Annotated in this window: 17 protein-coding genes; 4 read left to right on the forward strand and 13 right to left on the reverse strand. The window is 61.3% G+C overall.

From position 1 onward, the window contains the following. The first annotated feature begins 501 nt into the window (after positions 1–501). From DW645_RS09235 to DW645_RS09245, 3 genes are all read left to right on the forward strand, one after another. Entirely contained in the window at positions 502–867 is a 366-nt protein-coding gene (locus tag DW645_RS09235) for a helix-turn-helix transcriptional regulator (RefSeq protein ID WP_055252065.1), read from the forward strand. Between the two features lie 63 nt (positions 868–930). Next, a complete protein-coding gene (locus DW645_RS09240) occupies positions 931–1,149 on the forward strand; it encodes a cation transporter (protein ID WP_089572082.1) in 219 nt (72 codons plus the stop codon). A gap of 99 nt (positions 1,150–1,248) precedes the next feature. After that, the gene (locus DW645_RS09245) at positions 1,249–3,201 is read left to right on the forward strand and encodes a heavy metal translocating P-type ATPase (protein WP_199576465.1); all 1,953 of its coding nucleotides are present in this window, start codon (positions 1,249–1,251) and stop codon (positions 3,199–3,201) included. Between the two features lie 279 nt (positions 3,202–3,480). Here the strand turns inward: DW645_RS09245 and DW645_RS09250 are convergent, their stop codons facing one another. From DW645_RS09250 to DW645_RS09290, 9 genes are all read right to left on the reverse strand, one after another. Then, a complete protein-coding gene (locus DW645_RS09250; protein WP_118227308.1) occupies positions 3,481–3,870 on the reverse strand; it encodes a metal-dependent transcriptional regulator in 390 nt (129 codons plus the stop codon). A 207-nt stretch (positions 3,871–4,077) separates the two neighbouring features. Beyond that, positions 4,078–4,848: a Cof-type HAD-IIB family hydrolase gene (locus DW645_RS09255; RefSeq protein WP_118227309.1), complete on the reverse strand. Its 771-nt coding sequence runs from the start codon at positions 4,846–4,848 to the stop codon at positions 4,078–4,080. Positions 4,849–4,854: 6 nt separating this feature from the next. Beyond that, positions 4,855–6,714, reverse strand: coding sequence for an ABC-F family ATP-binding cassette domain-containing protein (locus DW645_RS09260; RefSeq protein ID WP_118227310.1), 1,860 nt, complete (start codon positions 6,712–6,714; stop codon positions 4,855–4,857). 203 nt (positions 6,715–6,917) lie between these two features. After that, positions 6,918–7,793 carry a phosphate ABC transporter ATP-binding protein PstB gene (gene pstB, locus DW645_RS09265; protein WP_199576466.1) on the reverse strand — a complete coding sequence of 292 codons (876 nt, stop codon included), beginning with the start codon at positions 7,791–7,793 and terminating at the stop codon, positions 6,918–6,920. After that, a complete protein-coding gene (pstA, locus tag DW645_RS09270; protein ID WP_082435615.1) occupies positions 7,790–8,716 on the reverse strand; it encodes a phosphate ABC transporter permease PstA in 927 nt (308 codons plus the stop codon). The genes pstB and pstA overlap by 4 nt, the downstream gene beginning before the upstream one ends. Continuing rightward, on the reverse strand, positions 8,709–9,617 hold the full coding sequence (gene pstC / locus DW645_RS09275) for a phosphate ABC transporter permease subunit PstC (RefSeq protein WP_117629066.1): 909 nt from the start codon (positions 9,615–9,617) through the stop codon (positions 8,709–8,711). The genes pstA and pstC overlap by 8 nt, the downstream gene beginning before the upstream one ends. A 25-nt stretch (positions 9,618–9,642) precedes the next feature. Then, positions 9,643–10,581 carry a phosphate ABC transporter substrate-binding protein gene (locus DW645_RS09280; RefSeq protein ID WP_117629065.1) on the reverse strand — a complete coding sequence of 313 codons (939 nt, stop codon included), beginning with the start codon at positions 10,579–10,581 and terminating at the stop codon, positions 9,643–9,645. Positions 10,582–10,900: 319 nt separating this feature from the next. After that, positions 10,901–12,337: a M20 family metallopeptidase gene (locus DW645_RS09285; protein ID WP_118227312.1), complete on the reverse strand. Its 1,437-nt coding sequence runs from the start codon at positions 12,335–12,337 to the stop codon at positions 10,901–10,903. Between the two features lie 54 nt (positions 12,338–12,391). Beyond that, positions 12,392–13,054, reverse strand: a complete 663-nt coding sequence (locus tag DW645_RS09290; RefSeq protein ID WP_117786414.1) for an HAD hydrolase-like protein — start codon at positions 13,052–13,054, stop codon at positions 12,392–12,394. A 156-nt stretch (positions 13,055–13,210) separates the two neighbouring features. Between DW645_RS09290 and DW645_RS09295 the strand changes: the two genes are divergently transcribed. Then, complete coding sequence (locus DW645_RS09295) at positions 13,211–14,071, forward strand: DegV family protein (protein WP_117735923.1); 861 nt, start codon at positions 13,211–13,213, stop codon at positions 14,069–14,071. Positions 14,072–14,164: 93 nt separating this feature from the next. On the opposite strand, the gene DW645_RS09300 is transcribed toward DW645_RS09295, so the two are convergent. The 4 genes from DW645_RS09300 to tgt form a co-directional block, all read right to left on the reverse strand. Then, positions 14,165–14,473, reverse strand: coding sequence for a type II toxin-antitoxin system YafQ family toxin (locus tag DW645_RS09300; RefSeq protein WP_055250871.1), 309 nt, complete (start codon positions 14,471–14,473; stop codon positions 14,165–14,167). Between the two features lie 2 nt (positions 14,474–14,475). Further along, the gene (locus DW645_RS09305; protein WP_055250873.1) at positions 14,476–14,775 is read right to left on the reverse strand and encodes a type II toxin-antitoxin system RelB/DinJ family antitoxin; all 300 of its coding nucleotides are present in this window, start codon (positions 14,773–14,775) and stop codon (positions 14,476–14,478) included. Between the two features lie 113 nt (positions 14,776–14,888). Further along, positions 14,889–15,647 carry a TIGR00730 family Rossman fold protein gene (locus DW645_RS09310; protein WP_117564470.1) on the reverse strand — a complete coding sequence of 253 codons (759 nt, stop codon included), beginning with the start codon at positions 15,645–15,647 and terminating at the stop codon, positions 14,889–14,891. Positions 15,648–15,860: 213 nt separating this feature from the next. After that, on the reverse strand, positions 15,861–17,000 hold the full coding sequence (gene tgt / locus DW645_RS09315; RefSeq protein ID WP_055250876.1) for a tRNA guanosine(34) transglycosylase Tgt: 1,140 nt from the start codon (positions 16,998–17,000) through the stop codon (positions 15,861–15,863). Positions 17,001–17,377: the final 377 nt, after the last annotated feature.

Genomic DNA, 17,377 nt, shown 5'->3' on the forward strand with positions numbered 1-17,377 from the left:
CTTGCAGCGACGGACCTCGGGACGCTCTTACACCACGTCTGCGCGCGCCACCGAGGGCAGAATCTTCGGGGCCGGAAGCTAGACCGGCTAACAAGGTGGGTACCCTAGCGATGTGCAAAATTGCGAGTATTCAGCAGGGTCGGCCCTCCAGCACCCACAAGTTAATCCAAATGAGAAACAAAAACGCTATCGAACGGGAACGTTAGGCAACATTTGAGGAAGACCTTGTCTGTTTACCGCCCTTGGATAACTCTTGAGCAGCTTTATTTGGCCTGGAATAGATTAACGGACCCCCTATAGTTGCAGAATACTCCAATTTTTGCACGGCGCGGGGGCACCCACCCCGGCATCGGCTATCAAAACCGCTCAGTCCGGAATCTCGTCCACTATTCCCCATCATTTTGTGCGACGAATTACCTGAACGTCATTGACATATGAACATGCGCTCATATAATCGGAAGTAAGTTATATGAGCGCATGTTCATATGAAAGGATATTGCAATGAGCAGCCACGCTGATGAAACAAAGACTGGCATCGAGGCCACCGAGCCGATCGTCCCCACCACCTGCTCGCCCGAGGACCTTCCCGACGAGGAGCTGTTGTACGACCTGGCCGACCTGTTCAAGGTCTTCAGCGACACCACACGCATCAAGATTCTCTATGCCCTCATGGGCCGCGAGCTCTGCGTGGCCGACATCGCCGAGGCGACCGCAACCTCGCAGTCGGCAGTATCGCACCAGCTGCGCACGCTTAAGCAGTCGCACCTGGTCAAGTTCCGCCGCGACGGCCGCAACATTCTCTACTCGCTCGCCGACGATCACGTCTACACCATGCTTAACCAGGGCATGAGCCATATCTGCGAATAGCAATCACCCACGGTATCAGCGCGGCCGGCACCCAGACCGCTAACACAGGGAAAGGAACCCACCATGAAAAAGCAGTTTAAGCTCGACGAGATCGATTGCGCCAACTGCGCGCGCGAGCTTCAGGACGAACTTGCCAAGCTCGAGGGCGTCAAGTCCGTTTCGGTCAACTTTATGACCCAGAAGCTGACGCTCGAGGCCGACGACGCCAAGTTCGACGAGGTCCTGGACCGCGTCGTTGAGTTCACCGCCGACGCCGAGCCGGACTGCGAGATCATTCTCTAACCCGCGCATACGTTGACCTGCGAGGCCGCGCTTGCCGCGGCCTTTGCTCGCGAAATTATATGAGCAAGTGTTCATACACTCAAATGGGAGGTTTGAATCATGGCAGCCGCCGATCCCAAAAAGAAAAAGAAGAAGCGCAAGAAGAAAGAGTCCCTTGAGCACAAGCGCAACCGCATCCTGGTAGCACTGGGCGTTTTTGCCGTTGTTTATGCCCTCGACGAGCTCGGCGCCCTCACTATCGCATTTGGGGAGCCCGGCAACATCTACGCCAGCTTCGCGCTGTTCCTCGTGCCGTTTTTGATTGCCGGATACGACGTACTGCAAAAGGCATTCAATAACATCCGCCGCGGCAAGGCCTTCGACGAGAGTTTCCTTATGGCAGTCGCGACCATCGGCGCGTTTGCCATGGTGCTCTTCCCCGATACCGACCCGCACATGGCCGAAGGCGCCGCCGTCATGCTGTTCTACCAGGTCGGCGAGCTGTTCCAGGCATACGCTGTGGGCAAGAGCCGCAAGTCGATCAGTGCCATGATGGACATCGCGCCCGACTACGCTAACGTCGAGCAGCCCGACGGCACGCTCGAGCAAGTCTTCCCCGATGACATCGCCGTCGGCACCGTCATCGTCGTCAAGCCTGGCGAGCGCGTGCCCATCGACGGCATCATCGTCGAAGGCGAGACACAGCTCGATACCGCCGCCCTTACTGGCGAGTCAGTCCCCCGTCCGGCCAAAACCGGAGACGATATCATCAGCGGTTGCATCAACATGACGGGCCTCATCCACGTGCGCACCACCAAGCCCTTTGGCGAGTCCACCGTCGCGCGCGTCCTGGAACTCGTGGAGAATGCCAGCGAAAAGAAGGCGCGCACCGAGAACTTCATCACGCGCTTCGCCCGCGTCTACACGCCCGCCGTCACCGGCGCGGCCGCGGTACTCGCGCTCGGCGGCGGTTTGGTCACCGGCGCCTGGTCCGACTGGATCCTGCGCGGCCTGACCTTCCTGGTCGTCAGCTGCCCGTGTGCGCTCGTGATCAGCGTGCCGCTCAGTTTCTTTGGCGGCATCGGCGGCGCGTCCAAGCTGGGCGTTCTCATCAAGGGTTCCAACTACCTCGAGACGCTCGCCGATGTGGACACCGTCGTCTTTGACAAGACGGGCACCCTCACCAACGGCACGTTCTCGGTCGTCGCGGTGCACCCCGAGGCAGGCTATACCGAGCAGTCGCTACTCGAGGTCGCAGCCCTCGCCGAGTCGTTCTCCGACCATCCCATCGCGCAGTCGGTGCGCACCGCCTTCCAGGGCGAGCTCGATCCCAAGCGCGTAAGCGACTCCGCCAACGACGCGGGCCATGGCGTGACGGCGACTATCGACAGCAAACATGTCGTCGTCGGCAACGCCAAGATGCTTGCTGCGGCCGGTATCGACGCTCCCAATTGCGAGGTCGTCGGTACGATCCTTCACGTGCTCGTTGACGGCGTGTACGCCGGCCACATCGTGATTGCAGACACCGTTAAGGCCGATGCGGAGCAAACGATTCGCGACCTGCATGCCGCCGGTATCAACCGCACCGTCATGCTCACGGGCGACCGCGAGGAGGTTGCAGCGTCTGTGGCCAAGCAACTCGGTCTCGACGAGTTCCACGCGCAGCTCCTGCCGGGCGACAAGGTCGAGCGCGTTGAGGCGCTACTCGCGGCCGAAAGTGGCAAGGGCAAGCTCGCCTTTGTCGGCGACGGTATCAACGACGCTCCTGTGCTTACGCGCGCCGATGTGGGCATTGCCATGGGCGCCATGGGCTCCGACGCCGCGATCGAGGCCGCCGACGTGGTGCTGATGGACGACAAGCCGTCCAACATTTCCCGCGCGATCCGCGTGGCGCGCAAGACCATGTCGATTGTTTGGCAGAACATAATCTTTGCGCTGGGCATTAAGCTGCTGATCCTTGTGCTGGCAGCGCTGGGTATCGCCAATATTTGGCTTGCCGTCTTTGGCGACGTAGGCGTGGCGATCATCGCCATCCTGAACGCCATGCGCGCGATGGGTGTCAAGAACCTGTAGCGCTCGTGGTCCCTCCGGCCGGGGCCGGGCTTGGTTTTGAAAACGTCCTCGCGCATGAGGCCCGTCTTTCTTGCTCCTGCGGAGCAACGGAAAGGCGGGCCTCGCGCTGCGGAGTGTTTTCAAAACCAAGCCCGGCCCCGGCCTGCATTGACACAGCTGGCGGTTCTTGGGCATCGCTTGCTGGCGGGGTTCCTTTGCTGAAATGGACTTGGCCGAAAGGGCCGCTGGTCCCGGTCGCTGGTTCGCGCTTTGCGTGAACTCCGCGCTACTGTGGGTCAGTTAGGCTTCTATTGTTGGACCCGCTACATCTTCCCGTCTCAGCATCGATCTTAGCTTCTCGAAGCTCTCCTCGCTCAGGCAGTGCTCCATGTGGCAGCCCTCTTGCGACGCGACCTCGGGCGTTACGCCTGCGTCCTCTAGCAGACCTACAAAAAAGCAGTGGCGCTCCCACATTTGACGGGCAACCTCAAGACCGCGTTCCGTCAGATGCACGTCGCGTTTGCCCATCTCCACGTAGCCGGTGCTCTCCAAGGCCGCCATGGCTTTAGAGACGCTTGCTTTGGTTACGCCCAAGTATTCGGCAACGTCGATCGAGCGCACGATGCCCTGACGTTCCGATAGGACGTAGATCGATTCGAGATAGTCTTCTCCGGATTCACGTAGGGCCATGGGCCGCCTTTCGCGATGGCTTCTAGTTAGCCTTTGGATACTTTTGCTTGATTTACTTTACCGCAAAAGTTGCCCATGTCTTACTACTTTGCCTAAAAGTTAGCCGTGTTTCACAAAACATGCGGGACGAAAACAAAATGGGGACGCCCCGCAAGGAGTGTCCCCAGCTGCCGGCAGAAAAGGAACGTCCCTAAGTGCCGGCCGCAGCTACAGTAGCCCAAAGTGCTTGGCGGCGTTGTAAATGCCGTCGTCGTCTACGGCGGTCGTCACGTAGGTCGCTGCGGCCTTCACGGTATCCTGCGCGTTGCCCATGGCCACACTTGTGCCCACGGCCGAGAACATCGACAGGTCGTTCTCGCCATCGCCAAAGGCAATCGCCTCGCTCGCGTCGATGCCCAGGCGCTCCAGCGTCGCCGCCACACCCAGGTCCTTGCCGCCGTTTGCCGGAATAATGTCGCAGAACAGATCGCACCAGCGCGTAGTGAGCGAATGCGACACCGCATCGGTCACGATATGCTCGTCGGCCGGGTCCACAAAGGCGCAGAACTGGTAAACCGGCGCGTCAAAAGCGTGCTCAAACGGTTCCTCGTGGTAGACGATTCCCGCGTTGCTACCGGCCGTCACCACGCGCTCGGACAGGCGGTTCACAAACGAGTTCTCGCCCTGCATGCACAGCGAGTCGTAGCGCCCCTCGGCCACCTGGTCCACGATCACCGCGACGTCGTCCGGATCGATCGGGCAGCTGCGGTAAACCCCCTCGGCATCAAAGCAGTGCTGGCCCGAAAGCGTAATGTACGCATCCCAACCAAGATCGAATAGCCAATCGGGCATCTGATAGGTCGGGCGACCCGTGGCGATCACGCACGCGATCCCCTGCTCGCGAAAGCTGTCGAGCACCTGCTGCGCCGACGCCGGAATCCGATGGGTCTTAAAGCTCAGCAGCGTACCGTCGATATCGAAAAACGCGGCCTTGATCATCCTCGCCTACTCCTCGCCCTCGAGCTTCTCGCTCGCCTCGAGCCACGCCATCTCCAGCTCGTCCATGGCGGCGTGGGCCTCGTCGATCTTTGCCTGCTGCTCGCCCAGCGCCGTGTAGTTGGTGGGATCGACCTGGGCCATTGCTGCCTCGGCCTCCTCAACGCGGGCGCGCTGCGTCTCCATTTTGCGCTCGAGCGAGCTCACCTCGCGGCGAAGCTTCTGGCGTTCGGCGTTGGAAAGGCCGTTGGGCTGACCGCTCGACTTGGGCTTTTCGGCCGCAGCCGCCGCGGCACCGGTGTCGAACGTACCGGTCTTGGCGCTCGGTGCACCCACGGGCTCGCCCTCGGCGGTGGCGTTGCACAGGCGCAGGTACTGGTCGACGCCGCCGGGCATATGCGTCAGGTGGCCGTCGAGCAGCGCCCACTGCTGGTCGGTCACGCGCTCCATCAAAAAGCGGTCGTGCGTCACCAGAATCAGCGTGCCGGGCCAGCCGTCCAGCAAGTCCTCGACAATCGCCAGCATGTCGGTATCCAGGTCGTTGCCGGGCTCGTCCAGGATGAGCACGTTGGGCTCGTCCAGGATCGTCAGCAGCAGCGACAGGCGACGGCGCTGGCCGCCCGAAAGATCGCCGATGCGGCTCCAGAGCTGCTGCGTCGTAAAGCCCAGACGCTCGCAGAGCTTCTCGGGTGAAGTCTCCTTGCCGTCAATGACGTAGTACTTCTTATAGTGGCTGAGCACCTCGCGGATCGTGTCGCCCATGTAGGGTTCGAGCTCCTCGAGCTGCTGCGACAGCACGCCAAAGCGCACCGTCTGGCCGATCTTCACGCGGCCGCGCAGGGGCGCGATCTTGCCCTGGATCACGTCGAGCAAAGTCGACTTGCCGGCGCCGTTCTCGCCCAAAAGACCATAGCGGTCGCCCGCACCAATGAGCCAGGTCACGTCGTTGAGCACCTGCTTGGGCGCGCCATCGGTATCCGCATAGCCGGCGTCCACGTCGACCACATCGATAACTTGCTTGCCCAGGCGGCTCACGGCCAGGCGCTTGAGCTCCAGCTCGTCACGCACGGGCGGCACGTCGGCGATCAGCTCGCGAGCGGCATCCACGCGAAACTTGGGCTTGGTGGAGCGCGCCTGGGCACCGCGGCTCAGCCACGCGAGCTCCTTACGTGCCATGTTGCGACGGCGCTCCTCGGTAACCGCGGCCATGCGGTCGCGTTCCACGCGCTGCAGGATATATGCCGAATAGCCGCCCTCGAAGGGATCGACCTGGCCGTCGTGAACCTCCCACATGCTGGTGCAGACCTCGTCCAAGAACCAGCGATCGTGCGTGACCACGAGCATCGCGCCCTGACCGCGCTGCCAGCGGGCCTTTAAGTGACGCGCAAGCCAGTTGATGGTGCGCATGTCCAGATGGTTGGTGGGCTCATCGAGCATGAGCACGTCATAGTCGCCGCTCAGCAGGCGCGCGAGGTCCACGCGGCGGCGCTGACCGCCCGAGAGCTCGCCTACCATGCCCTCCCAGGGCACATCGCTAATAAGACCGGCCAGAATCTGGCGCGTACGGGGGCTCGACGCCCACTCGTACTCGGGGGCGTCACCCACAACGGCATGATGCACGGTATCGGTATCGACAAGCTGGTCCTTTTGGCCGAGTAGACCGATCGTGATGCCGCGGCGGTGCGTCACGCGTCCGTCATCGGGCTCCAGCGTGCCGGCGAGCACGCTCAGCAGCGTCGACTTGCCGTCGCCGTTTTTACCGACAATACCAATGCGGTCGCCCTCGCCCACGCCGAGCGTCACGCTATCGAAAATATGCTTGGTGGGAAACTCTAGGCTGACGGAATCGCATCCCAAAAGAATCGCCATATGCCCTGCTCCTTCGTAGAAATTCAACGTTCTCCATGATAGCGAAAACCACCACAAAGGGGACGGGCGCCTTCGTGGTGGTTTTGGGCAAGCGCACCGGCACACGACACAAAAAGGCGGGCCATCTCCCGCAAGAGATGACCCGCCTCTCCAATCAGTCCCGCGGCAACCGTGGCCGCCGCGGGCCTCAAGCATGTCCCGGACTAGGAGAACATGCCGGTGAGGTAATCATTCAGCCGCTTATCCTTGGGCCGTTGGAAAATCTCGTCGGTCTCGTCGTACTCGACCATATCGCCCATGTAGAAAAACGCCGTGCGGTTGGACACGCGCGACGCCTGCTCCATGTTGTGCGTCACGATGACGATGGCGCGGTCGGCCACGATCGACGACATGAGGTCCTCGATCGCCAGCGTCGAGATGGGGTCGAGCGCCGAGCAGGGCTCGTCAAACAGGATTACGTCGGGGTTGAGCGCCAGCGTGCGCGCAATGCACAGACGCTGCTGCTGACCGCCCGAAAGCGCGTAGGCGCTCTTGTCGAGCTTGTCTTTGACCTCGTCCCACAGCGCGGCACCGCGCAGACTTTCCTCGACCATGCGGTCGAGCTCGTCACGGTCGGTGATGCCGTGGCGCTTGGGCGCAAAGGTGATGTTGTCGCGAATGGACTTGCGGAAGGGGTTTGGCTGCTGGAACACCATGCCGATGGAGCGACGCAGCTCGTACGTGTTCTCGGTCTTGGTGTTCACGTTGCGCCCGCGGTAGTTGATCTCGCCCTCCACGCGACAGCGGCGAATCTCGCGATTCATCAGGTTGAGGCTACGCAAGAAGGTCGACTTGCCGCAGCCCGAAGGCCCGATGAGCGCCGTGATCTCACCCTTGTGGAAGTCGAGCGACGTATTGTGCAGCGCATGGTGGTCGCCATAGTACACGTTGACGCCCTTGGCGGAGAGCACGACCTCGTCGCTCACGGCCTTGCCGCTCACGCGCACGCGCCTCTCGCTCTCCCCCACGCTCGACAGAAAGTCCTGGGGGGTGTCGGACGTGGCCGCCTCGGTTGCGGGCGTTGCATTCATATCGCTCATTCGGCCGTCATCTTCCTTGCCAGTTGCTTGCCCACGATACGGGCGACTACGTTAAACAGCAGCACGCAAATCATCAGCAGTGCCGCGGTGCCCCAGACGATCTGCTGGGCCTCGGGGCTGCCCTCGCCATAGATCTTGTAGATGTGCACGGCCAGCGACTCGCCGGGACGGAACACGTTCCAGGCGCAGGTGGGGCTCGACAGGTTAAAGCTCAAGAAGTTGAGGCGGACCGGCGAGCTCATGCCCGAGGTAAAGAGCAGCGCCGCGGCCTCGCCAAACACGCGGCCGGCCGAAAGCACGATGCCGGTCACGATGGCGGGCATGGCCTCGGGAATCAGGATGTGCAGTGTGGCCTCCCAGCGAGTGAGGCCCATGGCCAGGCACGCATCGCGCTGGGCCTGCGGCACGTCCTCGAGCGCCTGCTGAATCACGCGCACCAGGATGGGGATGTTGAACATGGTGAGCGCGACGGCGCCGGAAATGATGGAGTACTTCCAGCCCAGCTGCACCGAGAACACCAGAAAGCCGAACATGCCGACGACGATGGAGGGCAGCGAAGACAACGTCTCGATGGCGGTCGAGGCGATGTCGCGAATGGGACCGTCGGGCGCGTATTCAACTAGGAAGACCGCGCCGCCCAGGCTGATGGGCACCGAGATGATCAGGGTAATCAGCAGCAGATAGAACGAGTCGAACAGCTGGTAGAGCACGCCGCCCTGCGTTCCGTTGGCGCGTGCGGGCTGCGTGAGAAAGCCCGGCTGGAACAGCGTCGAGATACCCTCGAACAGGATGTAGGCCACCATGGAGACGACGATAAGCATGACGATGGCGACAATCGCCGTCAGCACGCCCGTGGCGATGCGGTCCTGCTTTTGGACACGCCCGAGTCTCGCCTCGTCGATATGGATGCGCGTGCTAGCCACGAGCCTTCGCCCCCTTGCGGCCAATGAGATGGATGATCAGGATAAAGATGAGGCTCATGCCCATCAGCAGCAGGCCGAGCGCCCACAGGATGTCGTCCTGGGCCGAGCCCTCGGCATAGACCGCCATGGACGTGGTGAGCGTGGTGGTGATGGTAGACGCCGGCGACAGCAGCGACGTCGGCATGGCCTCGATGCCGCCAATGACCATGCGCACGGCGAGCGTCTCGCCAAAGGCGCGGGTCATGCCAAGGATGACTGCGGTCATGAGCGAGGGCATGGCGGACTTGAGCACCACGTGCCAGATGGTCTGCCAGCGGGTGTAGCCCAGCGCGAGCGAACCCTGGCGGTAGCTATCGGGCACGGCGCGCAGGCCATCGACCGAAAGCGTGGTCATCGTCGGCAGAATCATGACTGCCAGCACGATAGCGCCGGGCAAGATACCCAGACCCGTGCTCACGTGGAAAACGCTCTTCATAAGGCCGACGACCACGTGAAAACCGATCAGGCCAAAGACGACCGAGGGAATACCGGTCAAAAGCTCAATGAGCGGCTGAAAAACCTTGGAGCCAAACTTAGGCTGAATCTCGACCGCAAAGATGGCAGAGCCGATGGCGATGGGCAGTGCGATGAGCGTGGAGAGCACCATGACCGCAAACGAGGTGACGATCAGGGGCAGGGCGCCAGTGTAGGGCAGGCCGTTTTCGGCCGTGTTGGCCAGGTCCCACTTGGTACCGATAAAAAACTCGACGATCGAGACGCCGTCCTTGAAAAAAGCCGAGAGGCCCTTTTGGGCGACCATAAAGATGAGCGCGGCAACGACAAGCGTCACGAGCGCTACGCACGCACCCGTGACGCCCAGGCCCACGTTCTCAAGCTCGCGCTTTGGCAGCTGTTTTGCCATTGCAAACCTTTCCGGGGGCGATTACTTATTTAGCGGAGACCTTGCCACTGGCGTCCTTGACGACCTTCATGGCAGAAACGGGAATAAAGCCCTGCTCCTCGACGAGCTTGCCCTGGACGTCGTCGGAAAGCATGAACTCCAGGAAGGCCTTGGTGGCCTCGTCGGCGTCCTTAGCACAGTACATGTGCTCGGTCGCCCAGATCTTGAAGGAGTCGTCGGTGACGTTTGTGCTCTTGGGCTCGACGCCCTCGACCATGATGGCGTTGAACTTGGAGTCATCGAAGTGCGAGAAGTCAAGGTAGGAGATGGCGTTGTCGGTGCTGCCCATCTGAGTCTGGACATCGCCGGACTTGTCGAGCTCGGCGTCGCCCTTAAAGTCGACGGCCTCGTCGCCAAAGACGGCGGCCTCGAAGGTGGCGCGGGTGCCGGAGCCGGCCTTGCGGTTGAGAACGACGATCTTGGCGTCGTCGCCGCCGACCTCCTTCCAGTTGGTGATCTGGCCGGAGAAGATGCCCTTGAGCTGCTCGAGGGTCAGGTCGTCGACTGTCACGTTCTTGGAGACGACGGGGCCCATGCCCACGACGGCGACCTCGTGATCGACGAGGTTCTTGACCTGATCGGCCTCGAGCTTGGTCTCGGCGAAGACATCGGAATTACCGATGGTGACGGTGCCGGCGGCGACAGCGGTCAGGCCCTTGCCCGAACCGTTGCCCGAACCGGAGACGGAGACGTCGGGGTTGGCATCCATAAACTTCTCGGCAGCAGCCTCGACGAGAGCCTGGAACGAGGAGGCGCCGTCGTAGGTTACCTCACCCGAGACGGACTCGGCAGCAGCGGCGCTACCCTTGTCGGCGGCGTCGGTTGCGCCTGCGCCGCCGCAACCAACGAGACCGAGACCGACGATGCTGGCAAGACCACCAGCGAGGCCGAGGAACTGACGACGAGAATAAGCCTGATCGAGCATGATCTTCCTTTCATACAAGCGACTCGCGGGCACCCTGCCCGCTTTGCTGTTTGGAAAGATACGGTCTCGATCGGGCAGCGCCCGCGTCAGCTGCGCTTTATTACGGGCATCTGATAGACCCTTACCGCAAGCGCGGCTCGGCTTTACAAACGAATAACAAACCCGCCACCAAGCATGACCCGCCTTTTACACCAATAAAAACAAAGTTGCGGTGAAATAGTTCCTGCTTGGCCATCAAATGGCCCATTCTAGGAACTATTCCACCGCAACTTAAAAAGCCCGGACGAAAGGGGTGCTAAGTTGTTAAAACGCCGCAGCCTTAAAGCTCAAGCTCGTTCAAACGTAAGATCGCCACGATATAAATCTTGAGCGCCTGCTTGAGCTGTTCCTCGTTGGCGCACTCGTTGGGACCGTGCATCTGGCCGCCCCACTCGGGCAGCTCCAGACCGGTCTCCTCGGGGCCAAACGAGACGGCGCGGGCAAAATTGCGCGCGTACGTGCCGCCGCCCATGGCAAAGGGCTCTGCATGCTTGCCCGTAAACTCGTTGTAGGTATCGATGAGCGCCTTCACGGCCGGGTCGTCGGCAGAGACCGAGAACGGCACCTTTGTACGACCCACGCGGCACGTCACGCCAAAGCGGCCCACGAGCGGCTCGAGCTGCTCACGGATGGTATCGGCGCTCGTGCTATCGGGGAAGCGCACGTCGATGACCTGCTCAATGTGGCCATCTGCCACACGAATGACGCCGGGGTTGCAGGTGAGCGGGCCAAACGCCGGGCTCGTCGCGTCGATACCCAGGCCGCGACCATAGGCGTCCGCATGCACAAAGGCCAAAAACTTGACAAACTCGTGCTCGGCAGGCGCCAGCAGGCGCTCGTTGCGTGCGCCAAACGTATCCTCCACCTCGCGCAGATACCCCACGATCAGGCCGACGGCATTAATCGTTCCCTCGGGCATCGAGGCATGGCCGCCGATACCGTGGGCAAAAATCTGCGCATGACCGTTGTCGAGCGTCGTAATCTCAAGGCGATCGGCGTTTTCGACGGGCGCCGGCAGCTCCTCGGCGGCAATCGCCAGCTCGCAGATAGACTGCGACGGAATGGCGTTGCTCGCCTCGGCACCGCTCCAGGACACAATGCGCCCGCCGTCGATCTTGGGGCTCACAAGCGTCGCCCCAAACTGACCCTTCTCGGCATTGCAGACCGGGAACTCGGCATCGGGCGTAAACAGAAAGTCGGGGTTCGCGTAATTCTCCAGATAATGGTGAACGTCGGACATGCCCACTTCCTCATCGCAGCCCAGCAGCGCGCGGAAGGTGTAGCGCGGCACAATGCCATGCTTGAGCAGGTAGGCGCCGGCGTAGAGCGACAGCACGGCCGGACCCTTGTCGTCGATCACGCCGCGGCCGAGCAGCCAGCCCTCGCGGCGCTCCATCGCAAACGGATCGGTGTTCCAGCCGGGACCGGCGGGCACCACGTCCACATGGCAAATAGTCGCGAGCTGCTTGTCGCCGCGGCCGGGAATGTCGGCGATGCCCACGTAGCCTTCGTCATCGCTTGTCTGGTAGCCGAGCTTCTGCGCGATGCCGAGCGCACAGTCGAGCGCGTCACGGACCGGGCGGCCAAACGGCGCGCCGGGCTCTGCATCGGCAGAAACTGCCACGGACGGATAGCTCACCAGCTGCTCGATATCGGCGACGACATCTTCCCAGACCTCGTCGACATACTCGGCGACGCTCTGCTCCACCTGATTCATGGACGACCTCCTTACCAATGAGCGGCGAGCGCGCTCGCCCCTCACATTACGTCATTAGATAGCGAAAAGTTTAGCAAGCTCGGCCACCGAGTGCACCACCGCATCGGCACCCGCCGCCTCGTGCTCGCCCGGCGCCGCCGCGCCCGAATAGATGCCGATGCACGGCACGCCCATTGCGTGCGCGCCCTCCACATCGTTAAAGCGATCGCCGATCATCACGGCATCGTCGGCCGTCGCGCCGAGCGCCGCCAGGGCATCGCGGACCGAATCGGCCTTGGTCTCGCGTCCCTGCGGCGGATTCATGCCAATCACCGCCTCAAACTGAGAGAGCCCGAGCTCATGCACCATGTCGATGCACTTGGCCTCCATGCGTGACGTCGCCACGGCCATACGCTTGCCCCGGGCGACCAACCCATCCAGCAGCTCGGGGACCCCATTGAACACGGGATACTCCTCCGGTCCCAGTTCATCAAAAAAGGCGCGGTACTCATCGGCCACCACAAGCGACTCCTCGCGGGAAAAGCCGTAAAAGTCGTGAAAGCTCTTCCACAGGGGCGGCCCGATCATGCGGCGCAGATCACCCATCTGCGTCTCCGAAAACCCGCGCGCAGCCAGCGTCTTGCGCGTCGAGGTCATCACTGCCCGACCCGTATCGGCCACCGTGCCGTCAAAATCGAACAGCACAACCGGCCGCTCGCAAAGTTGCAATGCCGCCATCGGCACCCTTCTTCCCCAGTTGATGATTTCCACACCACCGCTTCAAACTGTTGACTATTCAACAATTGAACCTAGCAATGTAGAGCAACTCCACTATACTTGTCGCACTTTGCTTTCAGAAGGCGGCGCTGCCGCGCCCCAACGAAAGGTGCAATTATGTCTTTTGCCATCATAACCGACTCCACGTCGGACATCTCCCCCGCCCGTGCCCAAGAGCTCGGCATTTACGTGATTCCGCTGCATGTGATTATCGAGGGCGAGGACCTGCTCGACCAGGTGCAGATTACCGCCGAGGAATACGTCGCCCGCATGGCCGGCTCCGAGCAGCTGCCGCACACCTCGCAGCCGAGCGCCGGCGAGTTCAAGGCGCTGTTTGACCGCGTACGCGCCGATGGCCACGACAGCGCGATCTTTATCTCGCTGTGCAGCGAGTGGTCCGCCTGCTATTCCAACGCATGCCTGGTCGCCGAGACCCACGAGCTCGACGTGCGCTGCATCGATTCGCGCACCGGCTCGGGCGCCGAGGGCCTGCTGGTGGAGTACGCGCTGGCTATGCGCGAGGACGGCCGCAGCCTGGACGAGACCGAGGCGCAGATCCGCGCGGCCCTGCCCGACGCCCACCTGCTGCTGATTCCCCGCACGCTCGAGAACCTCGTTAAGAACGGCCGCGCGCCCAAGCTTGCCGGCCAGCTCACGCAGATGCTCAACATTCGCCTGGCCGTTTCGCCGGAGTGGAAATCGGGCGAGATCAAGGCCATCAAAAAGGGCCGCGGCGCCAAGCGCATCGTCGCCAACACCATGGCAGATTGCCTCGCGTTTTTGGACGAGCACCCGGGCTCAAGCGTGCGTGTGCTCACGACCGGCGCCGCCGAGGAGCAGGAACTTGTCAACGAGGCACTCGCGGGCCAGGATTACGTAGACGCCGGCACCGGCCCCATCGGCTGCACCATCGCCACCCATGTAGGCGTCGACGCCATCGCCATCAGCTACTGCCCCCGCTACCAGCCCATCCACTAGGGGCACCTTTACCACTTGCGGTGGAATAGGAACTGTTTTTGGCTTATCAGCCGCAAATCAATCCCTATTCCACCGCAACTTAGAAATCGGCGATCAGCCCAGCGGACCCTGAAACAGTTCCTGATGAGTGCCCATTCTCACCAGCCTAATCACTGGGTTAGTCTTATGGGGAAGATAAAGAACGACCACATCGACCAAGCCATCGGATAGGTGGAAATCGATGTGGCCGTTGTAGTTTCCGCCCGGGTTTGAGAGCTCGTGGGCGCCATACTCCGCCGGAAGTGACCCATGAGCCACAAGCTCTGCAACCGCCGCTTTAAACTCACTTTTTAGCTGCGGATGCATGCGCATCGTTCGTTTGTAGTCCACCTTAAATTGAGCCTCGACTTTAATCTCGAACATCGCTATTCCTCATCGAGGAATGACATAAGCTCATCAGCGTTATTGAATGACAGGCTATCGTCCGGCAAAATCCCCAGCTCATGAGCCTCGGCGATCACCATGGCGCGCCTCGTCACCTCGTTGGGCACCTCCGCCCTTCCTACAATCTCAAAAGGAATCTTTCGCTGATTTACCAGCTGCCGAACGGCAAGATTGAGATAGGAATTGAGGCTGAGGCCGACCGAATCCAAGAACTCAGTCGCCTGCTCCTTGAGCCCCTCTTCGATTCGAACCGTCGTAGGCTTAACTGTTGCTGTAGACATTTGCGACCTCCTCGCCCTCGTCTTTTACACCAGTATACCCAATATAAATGGCAATCTGATGTTAGATAACATCAGATTGCCATGCGTATTCATGTCGCGTGGGCACGATTGATCTACATCAGCCCGCTGAGCGCAATGTCAACGGCCTCGTTGAGGTCGTCGGTAATGTGTACCAGATCCGGATCGAGCGGGCTAATCATACCGGTGCTCATCACCGGGCCGTTGAGCCAGTCGAATAGGCCCTGCCAGTACTCGGTGCCCACCAGCACGAGCGGCATGCGCTTGACCTTGTGCGTCTGCACCAGCGTGAGAACCTCGAACATCTCGTCGAGCGTGCCAAAGCCGCCGGGAAATACGATGGCGCCCGAGCTGTACTTAACGAACATGGTTTTGCGCACAAAGAAGTAGCGGAAGTCCATGCCGAGGTTCACGTATTTATTGAGCCCCTGCTCGTGCGGAAGCTCGATACCCAAGCCGACCGACTTGCCGTTGGCGCTCGCCGCTCCCCTGTTGGCCGCCTCCATGACGCCGGGACCACCGCCGGTGATAACCGCCACGCCGCGCTGGGCGATCTTGCGGCCAACGGCGCGTGCCGCCTTGTAGAGCGGATCGGTCTTGGGCGTGCGGGCACTGCCGAAGATGGTCACCGCAGGACCAAGCTCGGCAAGTGCGCCAAAACCATCAACGAACTCTGCCTGAATGCGCAGCACGCGCCAGGGGTCGGTGTGCAACCAGTCGGTCGAGTCCTCGGGCGCCAGCAGGTTGGCGTAGGTGTTGTCCTTGGGAATCATGGGGCCGCGCATGACCACGGGGCCGCGGCGGTACGTCTCGTCGTAGGCAGGCTCGCCCTCGACGTTCTCATTCTTAATCATGGGTACTCCTATCGAGAAAAAGAAAAGCGGGCGGGGTCGACGCCATGCGTCAAACACCCGCCCGAACATCAACTATTCGGTATGGTACCCACGATGCATCAAGTGCTTGCAAGCTATCGGTCATCGGTCGCGCAAGCGGTGTTAGCAAACGTGATGACCGGCCGGCGCTCGCCCCTTGCCGTTGCCCGCGCTCTGCAAGCGCCCGTGCTGCTCTTAGTAATCCACCGCCGCAGGGCTGTTCATCCAGTCGCTCACGAACGCGCCGTAGCGGCCCTCGATAATGGCCTGGCGGGCCCGCTGCATAAGGTTGAGCAGGTAGTAGATGTTGTGCATCGAAAGCAGAATGCCGCCGAGCATCTCCTTCTGCGTGACCATGTGACGGATGAGCGCACGGCTGTAACCGCCCGTGCACACCGGGCAGGTGCAGGTGGGATCGATGGGACCGTCGTCGTGCGCAAAGCGAGCGTTGCGGAAGTTGAGGCGACCCTCGCTGGAGAATGCCGTGCCCATACGGCCGGTGCGCGTCGGCAGCACGCAGTCAAACATGTCGATGCCCACGCCAACGCCGCGCACGAGCGTGGTCGGGTTGCCGACACCCATCAGGTAGCGCGGCTTATGCTTGGGCATGTACTCGCTCACGAGCGGCGCCAGGGTCTCGAACATGGTCTCGTGATCCTCGCCCACCGAATAGCCACCGATACCATAGCCCGGGAAGTCGCCGCACTCCTCCAGATGGCGCAGCGAACGCAGGCGCAGATCCAGGTGCATGCCGCCCTGAACGATGCCAAAGAGCGCCTGGTCATCGCGGGTATGCGCCTTATAGCAGCGCTCGGCCCACATGCTCGACAGCTCAACGGCGCGCTCAACGTAGGCGCGCGTGGCGGGATAGCCCGGGCACTGGTCGAGCTGCATGCAGATATCGGAGCCGAGTTTCATGGCGATTTCCATGTTGTCCTCGGGCGTCCAAAACACGTGGCGGCCGTCGTAATCGTTGACGATAAAGCGCACGCCCTCATCGGTGAGCTTGACGGCATCGTTGTGGCTGAAGACCTGGAAACCGCCCGAGTCGGTGAGGATGGGGCCGTGCCAGTTCATGAACTTGTGCAGGCCGCCCAGCTCGGCGATGGTATCCTCGCCGGGACGCATGGACAGATGATAGGTATTGGCGAGCACGATCTGGGCGCCGAGCTTCTTGACAGTCTCGGTAGGAATGCCCTTGACGTTTGCCTTGGTGCCCACGGGCATAAAGATCGGCGTCTCGATGTCGCCGTGCGGGGTGTGCAGCACGCCGGCGCGCGCGTGCGTCGTCGGATCCTCGGCAATCAGGTCGAATTTAAAAAGGTTCTGGTCCATAAACTGGAACTCCTTGGTTGCGGTTCATACGCAAACCATTATACGGGCAACCCGCAAGAAGCACCGACTCGACAGAAACTGGTGCGAGGAGGATACGGCAGGGACACGGCAAATGAGCGTGGATTTTTGGACGCTTACCGGATGAGCGTGGATAATCTCCCACTTTTGCCCAAAGCACAGCCCAAAAACGGGAGATTATCCACTTTCATTCTGCGGGTACTCATTTAAGTACGTCCCCGATGAGTGGAGCTATTTACCAGCCACGGCAACGCCGATATTTTGGCAACGTCAGCGAGCGGGTCGCATTTGAGACAAGGTGCCGTGAAATCAGAACCACCCTTAAAAAGGGTGGTTTGCTCTTAGGGTATAACCCACGG

It is taken from the genome of Collinsella sp. AM23-17 (assembly GCF_003470945.1).
Taxonomy (GTDB): Bacteria; Actinomycetota; Coriobacteriia; order Coriobacteriales; family Coriobacteriaceae; genus Collinsella; species Collinsella aerofaciens_O.